The organism is Endozoicomonas sp. ONNA2 (genome assembly GCF_024606365.1).
Taxonomy (GTDB): Bacteria; Pseudomonadota; Gammaproteobacteria; order Pseudomonadales; family Endozoicomonadaceae; genus Endozoicomonas.
Window position 1 is genome coordinate 1 of sequence record NZ_JAHHPO010000593.1, and the last position, 9,440, is coordinate 9,440.

Annotated in this window: 8 protein-coding genes; 6 read left to right on the forward strand and 2 right to left on the reverse strand. The window is 48.4% G+C overall.

Annotation, left to right across the window (positions count from 1 at the left end):
* Positions 1-160: 160 nt before the first annotated feature.
* Positions 161-1,096, reverse strand: coding sequence for a YiiX/YebB-like N1pC/P60 family cysteine hydrolase (locus KDK14_RS10375; protein WP_257265029.1), 936 nt, complete (start codon positions 1,094-1,096; stop codon positions 161-163).
* A gap of 223 nt (positions 1,097-1,319) precedes the next feature.
* Between KDK14_RS10375 and KDK14_RS10380 the strand changes: the two genes are divergently transcribed.
* Positions 1,320-1,874 (forward strand): DUF1285 domain-containing protein, encoded by a 555-nt coding sequence (locus tag KDK14_RS10380; RefSeq protein WP_257265030.1) that lies wholly within the window; start codon positions 1,320-1,322, stop codon positions 1,872-1,874.
* 62 nt (positions 1,875-1,936) lie between these two features.
* On the opposite strand, the gene KDK14_RS10385 is transcribed toward KDK14_RS10380, so the two are convergent.
* Positions 1,937-3,595, reverse strand: coding sequence for an electron transfer flavoprotein-ubiquinone oxidoreductase (locus KDK14_RS10385; protein WP_257265031.1), 1,659 nt, complete (start codon positions 3,593-3,595; stop codon positions 1,937-1,939).
* Between the two features lie 436 nt (positions 3,596-4,031).
* On the opposite strand from KDK14_RS10385, the gene KDK14_RS10390 reads away from it, so the two are divergent.
* The 5 genes from KDK14_RS10390 (at position 4,032) to pgsA (ending at position 9,275) form a co-directional block, all read left to right on the forward strand.
* Positions 4,032-4,781 (forward strand): electron transfer flavoprotein subunit beta/FixA family protein, encoded by a 750-nt coding sequence (locus KDK14_RS10390; protein WP_257265032.1) that lies wholly within the window; start codon positions 4,032-4,034, stop codon positions 4,779-4,781.
* On the forward strand, positions 4,781-5,710 hold the full coding sequence (locus tag KDK14_RS10395; protein ID WP_257265033.1) for an electron transfer flavoprotein subunit alpha/FixB family protein: 930 nt from the start codon (positions 4,781-4,783) through the stop codon (positions 5,708-5,710). Before KDK14_RS10390 ends, KDK14_RS10395 begins: the two co-directional genes overlap by 1 nt.
* Before the next feature lie 179 nt (positions 5,711-5,889).
* Positions 5,890-6,531: a UvrY/SirA/GacA family response regulator transcription factor gene (gene uvrY, locus KDK14_RS10400; protein WP_257265034.1), complete on the forward strand. Its 642-nt coding sequence runs from the start codon at positions 5,890-5,892 to the stop codon at positions 6,529-6,531.
* Between the two features lie 181 nt (positions 6,532-6,712).
* A complete protein-coding gene (uvrC, locus tag KDK14_RS10405) occupies positions 6,713-8,554 on the forward strand; it encodes an excinuclease ABC subunit UvrC (RefSeq protein WP_257265035.1) in 1,842 nt (613 codons plus the stop codon).
* A gap of 157 nt (positions 8,555-8,711) precedes the next feature.
* The gene (pgsA, locus tag KDK14_RS10410) at positions 8,712-9,275 is read left to right on the forward strand and encodes a CDP-diacylglycerol--glycerol-3-phosphate 3-phosphatidyltransferase (protein WP_257265036.1); all 564 of its coding nucleotides are present in this window, start codon (positions 8,712-8,714) and stop codon (positions 9,273-9,275) included.
* Positions 9,276-9,440 lie beyond the last annotated feature (165 nt).

The following is a 9,440-nucleotide window of genomic DNA, read 5'->3' on the forward strand; positions in this document are numbered from 1 at the left end:
ATCATATCAGGTGTTTGGGCGGAACCTGCTCTTATTTATGAAATATTCGGGCTAGAATAGCCAGCTTTAATCGCTTTCTTACGGAACCTGATGTCGTCTAAAATGGCTTAAATATATATAAACGTACATTCACCGGATTCTACCGCCTTGCCTGAAAGGATCAGTGGGTTGAAACAGAGTCGCTCTCACCGCCGTTTTTCTTATCAGGGGTGGAGAAGGCCGAATCACCCAAAACCTCATGATCCACAGTGCTTTCTTTCTGTAGCTGCTCAATTTGCTGGGAAGACATATAAAAATCCGCTTCTCTGCCCTCCAGAACCCTCTGACCATGCCAGGGCAACAGTCGATAATCTGCGTGATGACTGTAATCGAGAAATGGATACTTGATAATCTGGAAGTATGGCGAGTAATCAAAGTCACTGGGCGTACAAAGTTTTGGATTTCGTTGAAAGAGCTGTACGCCAGCATCACCATTCTGTTTGACCAGAGGCAGGATGGGAAAGTGAATAAAACTGAAGGCTTCGGCAATCATGGTTGAACAGACGGTTTTGGTTTCCTGCCCCGGAGAATGCTGAAACAATGAAGAGCCAAGCCTTCTGGGCAGAAAAGAATAGGGGAAGAAGAACCGGGCAAGATCGAGAACCTGCCGGACGTTGTAATCCATACCCAGGCGGCTGGTCGCGTAATGTATGACTTTCTGGCTATCGCTATAGCTGAGCCCTTTAGGGCGGCAAATGCGCAAATGTTCCCCTTCATAGTTCTTCAGGGGTTGTATAGCAGTACCAATTCCTAGCTCGCTCTCAATAATCAGCTGTTCATCTGGGGAGCCGCCGTAGGACTCACTGACAACCTGGCGAATTCTGTCATCCTCAATATCGTGCAGTCGGCCAAGGTAAAGCATGGCATGGGACCAGGGGCTTTGAGTGGTTTGCTTAATGACCTGGCTGACTCTCGATCGTCCTTCGACCAACAGAACATCGCAGGGCTTAATTTCATGCCTGACACGTTCAAAATCACACAGGGGACTTGTCCTTTCCTGAACGTTGCGACTTAGCCAGCCGGTAAGGCATCCCGCAACCATTTTGAAGAGTTCCATGCTCCAGTCCTAAGCCAATATTTATTTCTTTATGTTAGCATCGGTTATTGTTGACCTTACAAATAGAGATAAATTTGACATTTTTTCATGAGTTCATCTGCTTGATGGCAAGCACCCTGAAAAACAGCAAAAATTTGTTATTGTCAAAAAAGGTATAATGGCCGAATAGCCAGCAAGCGTGGGAGATTGCTTTGTGAACAATGGATCAAAGCCGGAAAATATCATGTCGAATCTGCAGTTTTTGGACAAAGGGCTGCCACCCGTGCACAGCTGGAACCCCCCTTTCTGTGGCGATATTGATATGCGCATCAGTCGGGATGGTCGTTGGCACTACAATGGCTCACCCATTGGCAGGGAATCAATGGTGAAACTGTTCGCTTCAGTTCTCAGGCATGATGATGATGGCCATTACTATCTGGTCACACCGGTAGAAAAAGTAAGGATTCAGGTGGAGGATGTGCCATTTGTTGCCGTTTCTGCAGAAGTTCGGTTGGGTGCGGATGGTCCAGAATACCTGTTTACCACCAATGTGAATGATCAGGTGGTGCTGAACCATGAGCACCCTCTGAAAATGATGGAAAACCCGGAAACCGGTGAGTCTGCGCCTTATATCCGGGTCAGGGACCGGTTGGAGGCATTGGTCAGTCGCAATGTATTTTATCAGTTAGTGGCGGAGGCTATTGAGACCCCGGTGGCGGGGGGAGTAGAGCTGAGCATCCGAAGCCAGGGGCAAGGCTATTCTCTGGGAATGGTCTCTGGGAATGATTTCTGGAAATGATTTCTGGAAATGATTTCTGGAAATAGTTGAGGGTGGCTGAACCACCCTCATTTCGGGAATACTCACATGTTTGGATAATTCGGGCCGCCAGCACCTTCCGGGGCTATCCAGGTGATATTCTGGGCGGGATCCTTGATGTCACAGGTCTTGCAATGAACGCAGTTCTGGCTGTTGATCTGGAACCGGTTTTCACCGGTATCCTCATCAGCAACAATCTCATAAACCCCGGCAGGGCAGTACCTTTGCGCAGGCTCATCATAAGTCGGCAGGTTTTGCTTCAGGGGAATGGTCCCGTCTGCCAGTTTCAGGTGACAGGGCTGGTCCTCCTCGTGGTTAGTGTTCGAGAGGAACACTGAACTCAAGCGGTCAAAGGTGATCACCCCATCGGGTTTTGGATAGTTGATGGGGCTGGACTCAGCCGCCGGTTTAAGCTGGGCATAATCCGGAGTTGTATCGTGCAGGGTGAATGGCAGTTTGCCATTAAAGATATTAAGGTCTGCAAAAGCAAAGGCAGCACCAAAGATGTTACCAAATTTATGCATGGCCGGACCGAAATTCCGCTGCTGATGCAGTTCCTGATAAAGCCAGGAAGCTTTGAATGCCTGATCAAACGATTTCAGTGTGTTGCCGCCTTCAGAGCCTGCACTCACCGATTTGAACACCTCTTCTGCCGCAATCATGCCGGACTTCATGGCAGTATGGGAACCTTTTATTTTGGCTCCATTCATGGTTCCAGCGTCACAACCAATCAAGATTCCACCGGGGAACGTCATCTCAGGTAAAGACTGCGGCCCACCCTTGGCCAGTGCCCTGGCCCCATAGGAAACCCGTTTTCCGCCTTCCAGGTACTGTTTGATTACCGGACTCTTTTTGAATCTCTGGAACTCTTCAAAGGGACTCAGGTGTGGATTTGAATAGCTCAAATCGGTAATGAGGCCCAGTACTACCTGGTTATTTTCCAGATGGTAGAGGAATCCGCCACCGGTAGAGCCGCTTTCAGCCAGTGGCCAGCCAGCAGTATGCACCACCAGACCCTGTTGATGTTTCTCGGGCGCAATATCCCACAGCTCTTTAATGCCAATACCATAATGTTGAGGATCACGACCCTCATCCAGGTTAAAGTGGCTGATGAGTTGCTTGCCCAAATGCCCACGGCACCCTTCGGAAAAAAGCGTGTATTTGGCGTGCAGCTCCATACCGGGCATAAAGATGTCTTTTTCTTCACCGGAGGCTGAAATTCCCATGTCTCCGGTTGCTATGCCTTTAACACTGCCATCGTCATTAAACAGCACTTCCTGGGCGGCAAATCCCGGGAAAATCTCCACCCCAAGGGACTCGGCCTGCTCCGCCAGCCAGCGGGTGAGATTACCGAGACTGATGATATAATTACCTTCATTGTGCATGGTTTCAGGCACAAACAGGCTGGGTACTTTTATCGATTTTTGTTCGGAACGGAGCACATAAATATCATCGGATGACACCGGCGTATGTAACGGTGCACCGAGATCTTTCCAATTGGGAAACAACTCATTCAGCGCCGTTGGTTCAAATACTGCGCCTGAGATGATATGGGCGCCAACTTCGGAACCTTTCTCGACAACGCAGACGCCAAGCTCTTTATCCTGCTCCTGAGACAGTTGCATCAACCGACAGGCAGCTGACAAACCGGAAGGGCCTGCACCCACGATAACGACATCAAATGCCATGGATTCGCGTTCCATGATGAGCTTCCTCCCTGTCGGAGTGTTATTTTTTCAGAATGGCATTCAAACAACTGTTTGAAATTGCTTGGTATTATACTCAGTGTTCCCTCTAATGGACAACACGTCATTGGTTATTAATTCCCATGCACGGAAATATTCAGGCTGCTAAACAGTGGCTATCCTGTCCTCAATGCATGTTTGCAGTCAGCAGAAACAAGTGCATTCAAGAGTATTCAAGATGATGCATGGTAACAGACAGGTGTTTAACAATACCGTCTGCGCAAACTCGTTGAAACATACGTTTGAACCCTCATTGACGTGCTGGTAGACTGCGCTTGCGCAGATGTGTGAACACAGGTTGCTGAATGATAATATAAATTGTCTGTCTGGTTGTTCGTTATCTGCCCAATAATTCAAGACCAAGCCAATAACGAGAAGGGAAGGCTGCGAACTCATGAAAATATTAGTAGCCGTCAAAAGAGTCATTGACTATAACGTCAAGGTTCGAGTGAAGGCGGATAACACTGACGTCGATCTCACCAACGTCAAAATGGCAACCAACCCTTTCTGTGAAATTGCTGTTGAAGAAGCAGTAAGACTAAAAGAGAAAGGTGTCGCTACTGAAATCGTTGCCGTATCCCTTGGGGCCAAAGAGTGCCAGGAGCAGATACGGACAGCGCTGGCTCTTGGTGCAGACCGTGGCATCCAGGTGCAGACTGATCAGCCCCCGGGTTCCCTGGCAGTTGCCAAACTGCTTAAGGCCATTGTGGATGAAGAAAAGCCTGACCTTGTTCTTCTGGGCAAACAATCCATCGACAGCGACAATGGCCAGACCGGTCAGATGCTGGCGGCACTGGCCGGTATGTCGCAGGCAACCTATGCCTCAGAAGTCAACGTTGACGGTGACAAGGTGAATGTTACCCGGGAAGTGGACGGTGGTTTACAGACGTTAAGCCTGAAACTGCCCGCAGTAATTACCACGGATTTGCGCTTGAATGAGCCCCGTTACGCATCACTGCCTAACATTATGAAGGCCAAACGCAAGCCTCTGGATGTCAAATCTCCGGAAGACCTGGGTGTTGCAGTGTCGTCTACTTTAACGACCATCAAAGTAGAGCCACCTGCTGAGCGACAGGCGGGTATCAAGGTGGCCAGCGTGGATGAGCTGGTAGAAAAATTAAAAAATGAGGCGAAGGTGATCTAATGGCCATATTAGTCGTTGCTGATCATGATAACAGCACGCTCGGAGCGGGAACCCTGAATACGGTCGCAGCGGCCACCGCAATCGGGGGAGATATTCACCTGCTGGTTGCAGGGTCCGGCTGTAGCGGGGTTGCAGAGCAGGCCTCTGCCGTATCGGGTGTAGCAAAAGTGTTACTTGCCGAGAATGCCGCACTGGAAAACCGACTGGCAGAAAATGTCAGCCAGCTGGTAGTTGAACTGAGCAAGGATTACTCTCACATACTGGCATCAACCTCAACCGATGCCAGAAATATGATGCCACGAGTGGCCGCTGTGTTGGATGTTGATCAGATATCCGACATCATTCGTGTAGAAAGCGAGGACACCTTTGCCCGTCCGATCTACGCGGGTAATGCCATTGCCACGGTTCAGTCCAGCGCCTCCATCAAGGTAATTACCGTTCGTAGCACTGGTTTTGACCCGGTTTCCGCTGACGGAGGCTCTGCCAGTGTCGAAACCGTGGCCAGCAGTCATGATGCCGGGGTATCGAGCTTTGTCAGTGAAGAGCTGGCTCAGTCTGACCGTCCTGAGCTGGCGGCTGCAGACATCATTGTGTCCGGTGGTCGTGGCATGGGTAATGGAGAAAACTTCGAGTTACTTTACAAAGTAGCGGACAAACTGGGCGCTGCGGTTGGCGCTTCCCGGGCTGCCGTCGATGCAGGCTATGTACCCAACGATATGCAGGTCGGACAAACCGGCAAGATTGTTGCTCCCAAACTGTACGTTGCCGTTGGTATCTCCGGTGCCATTCAACATCTGGCTGGAATGAAGGACAGCAAAGTCATTGTTGCTATCAACAAAGATGAAGAAGCGCCAATATTCCAGGTTGCGGACTACAGTCTGGTAGCAGATCTCTTTGAAGCTATTCCGGAACTTGAAAGCAAGCTCTGACCTATAAGACAACTGCCATCTAAAAAACCACCACTTTGTCTGGAAGTGGTGGTTTTTTATTGATCAAATTAGATTTTCTTATCAGTGTTATATATTTTTCCTATCTAAGGGTTTTAAGATCAGGCAACACTGTGCATAATCGTTAATATTAACGATAAAAAAACATACCGGAGTAGATTGTGATACAAGTTCTGGTTGTGGATGATCATGATTTGGTGAGAACTGGAATCTCCCGTATGCTGGACGATGTCGAAGGCATTGAAATTGTTGCTCAGGCTGTCAGTGGTGAAGATGCTATTAGCCTTTATCGGGACGTCGCTCCGGATGTTACGTTAATGGATGTAAGAATGCCTGGCATCGGTGGGTTAGAAGCAACCCGGAAAATCTGTCAGATCAACCCTCACGCAAAAATTATTGCAGTAACCGCCTGTATGGAGGACCCCTTTCCAACCAGGCTTCTTGAAGCCGGCGCTTCAGGATACGTCACCAAAAGTTCAAATATTACCGAAATGGTGACAGCTATTCGAAAGGTATTTGCCGGAAAGAGATTCATTTCCACGGAAATTGCCCAGCAAATGGCCTGGCAAGCTATTGAACCTGACAGTGGTTCACCGTTCGGTCAGCTGTCTCATCGCGAAATGCAGGTAGCCATTATGATTGTTAATTGTGAGAAAGTGCAGACAATATCCGATAAGCTATGCCTCAGCCCCAAGACAGTGAACAGCTATCGCTACCGGATGTTTGACAAGCTGAACATTACCAGTGATGTAGAGCTGACACACTTGGCTATCCGTCATGACCTGGTCGACACCATAGAGTGAATGCTTTCTTACAGGTTCTGAAAAAGCTCTTGTTGTGATCTGTTGTGTTCCTTCCTTATACTCCCAGTGTTTATACGCATAATCCCTCTCGGCCAGTCCTGAAAAGTACTGGTCTATTCGTTTCTGTAGCACTGTGAAGATATAATAAGAAAATAACTTGATAACCGTTGTCTGGTGGTTCATGACAGGTAGTGAAGAAAGCAAAAAGTTTGATCACAAATCATTTCTGGACAAGGTGTCGAGCCGCCCGGGTGTCTATGATATGCGTGATCACAGTGGCAAAACACTCTATATCGGTAAAGCAAAAAATCTCAAAAATCGCCTCTCCAGCTACTTCAGGGCAACGGGTCTTACCACCAAAACCATGGCTCTGGTAAGCAAGATTGCCGATATTCAACTGACGATTACCCATACTGAAACCGAAGCACTTCTGCTTGAGCAAAACCTGATCAAAGACAGAAAGCCACCATACAACATATTGCTGAGAGATGATAAGTCATACCCCTATATCTATATTTCCGGTGATGATGATTTTCCCAGGATGGACTCCTGTCGCGGACGTAAACGACAGAAAGGCCACTATTATGGACCATACCCCAGTAGCGGAGCAGTCAGGGAAAGCCTGCACCTGCTTCAGAAGATCTTTAAAATACGCCAGTGTACTGATATCTATTTCAAAAATAGAACCCGGCCCTGCCTGCAATATCAAATCAACCGCTGCAAGGCTCCCTGTGTTGGCCTGGTCTCAAAAGAAGAGTATCAGCAAGATCTTGAGGATACCCGGCAGTTTCTTGATGGCAAAAACCAGCAGTTAATCCGTTCGTTGATAAAACGCATGGAAGTGGCTGCGGAATCACTGGATTTTGAAGAGGCGGCAGCCACCCGGGATAAAATCAATCACCTGAGGGCGGTTCAGGAACAACAGACGGTGACCAGATCGGCCGGTGATATTGATGTGATCGGGTTTGCTCAAATGGGGGGTAATACCTGTTTTGACGTGCTCTTTGTCCGTTCTGGCAGGTTACTTGGTCATAAGTATTACTTTCCGGATTTTAAGCTGGAAGCCGAACAGTCCGATTATCTGGAAGATTTTATGGCCCAGTTCTATGTGAGGCTGTTTGGCAGTCGTGATTTTCCTGAGGAAGTAGTGGTTCCGTTTGAACTCACCGGCGCAAATACCATTGAAGAGGCGATCAAGGCTGTTTCTGGCAAGAGAATCAAAATCAAGGACAAAGTACGCTCTGAACGGCACGATTGGTTAGGTCTGGCCAATAAAAATGCGTTGCAAAATCTTGAAAGTCACCTGGCGAGCAAGAGCCATTTGAATCAGCGATACGCGCAACTCAAGGCTTTGTTGGACCTTGGGAATCCCATCCTGCGTATGGAGTGTTTCGACATCAGTCACACCATGGGAGAAGCAACCGTCGCATCCTGTGTGGTATTTGGTCCGGATGGGCCGGTGTTCAGTGAATACCGGCGTTACAACATCACGGGTATCGAGCCTGGTGATGATTATGCCGCCATGGCCATTGCTCTGGAAAAGCGTTACCAGAAACTGGCTGAGGCAAGGGAGGAAGTAGCAAAGCCAGATCTTGTCATCATTGATGGGGGTAAGGGTCAGTTAGGCAAGGCGTCGGAGGTAATGACCAATCTTCGACTGCAAATTCCCTTGCTGGGCGTAGCCAAGGGAGTGACCCGCAAGCCAGGACTTGAAACACTGATTTATCAGGGTCATGAACTCAACCCGGAAGGTGCTGAGGCAGCATTACTGTTGATTCAACAGATCCGGGATGAAGCACACCGCTTTGCGATCACCGGGCATCGACAGCGGAGGCAAAAGGCCAGAAAACGTTCCGTACTTGAAGATATTCCGGGTATTGGCGGCAAAAGGCGATCAGCACTATTGAAGTTTTTTGGTGGGCGCGAAGGCGTGAGTGGTGCAACGATCGAAGAATTAAAGAAAGTTGAAGGCATCAGTCTCAGGCTGGCGAAGCAGATACATGAATATTTTCATAATGACTAGCACCTGAGAACAGGACTGTGTACCGTATGCATCCCAGAGAGTTTCATCCTTGATTCCCGGTTTTTTATGTACATCCCGAAAGAGCGAGGCGATATGATAGTGCCAACAACGTCCCAAGGTTGCCAGCCTCATAGCACGAGGGCTTAATCAAGTAGTTATGAACGTCCCGAATTTTCTAACACTAACACGTATTGTCCTGGTTCCATTTCTCGTCGTTATTTTTTACCTCCCATTTGCGTGGAGTTATCTTGCCTGTGCTGGAATATTTGCCTTCGCTGCAGCGACGGACTGGTTTGACGGGTATCTTGCACGTCGGCTCAACCAGACAACCCCATTCGGAGCTTTCTTTGATCCGGTTGCTGATAAAATCATGGTTGCAACGGCTCTGTGCCTGCTGATTGATGAGTTTCGTGTATTCTGGATGACTGTACCGGCCCTGGTCATTATTGGCCGGGAGATCGTCATCTCTGCCCTGAGAGAGTGGATGGCTGAATTGGGCAAGCGGACCAGTGTTGCCGTAAGCATGATCGGTAAGGCGAAAACCGTGGCTCAAATGACAGCCATTACCTTACTGCTCTTTTCGCCAGTGCCTGTTGACTCCTGGATTGGCTTTCTTGGAATTATTCTGCTATATCTTTCTGCAATTCTGACGCTATGGTCTATGTATATATATCTCAAGGCGGCTTGGCCAGATCTTTCTCCGTTTAACAAGCCTGACTGATGTAACGGAAAGCAGTTGACATCAAAGCAAAAAAACCTAAAATACGGATCTGGTGCTGACATTCAGTAAGCCAAAGTCGTCTGGTGTTAATTTTCGACTTATGCAAAGTGTGCGGGAATAGCTCAGTTGGTAGAGCGCAACCTTGCCAAGGTTGAGGTCGCGAGT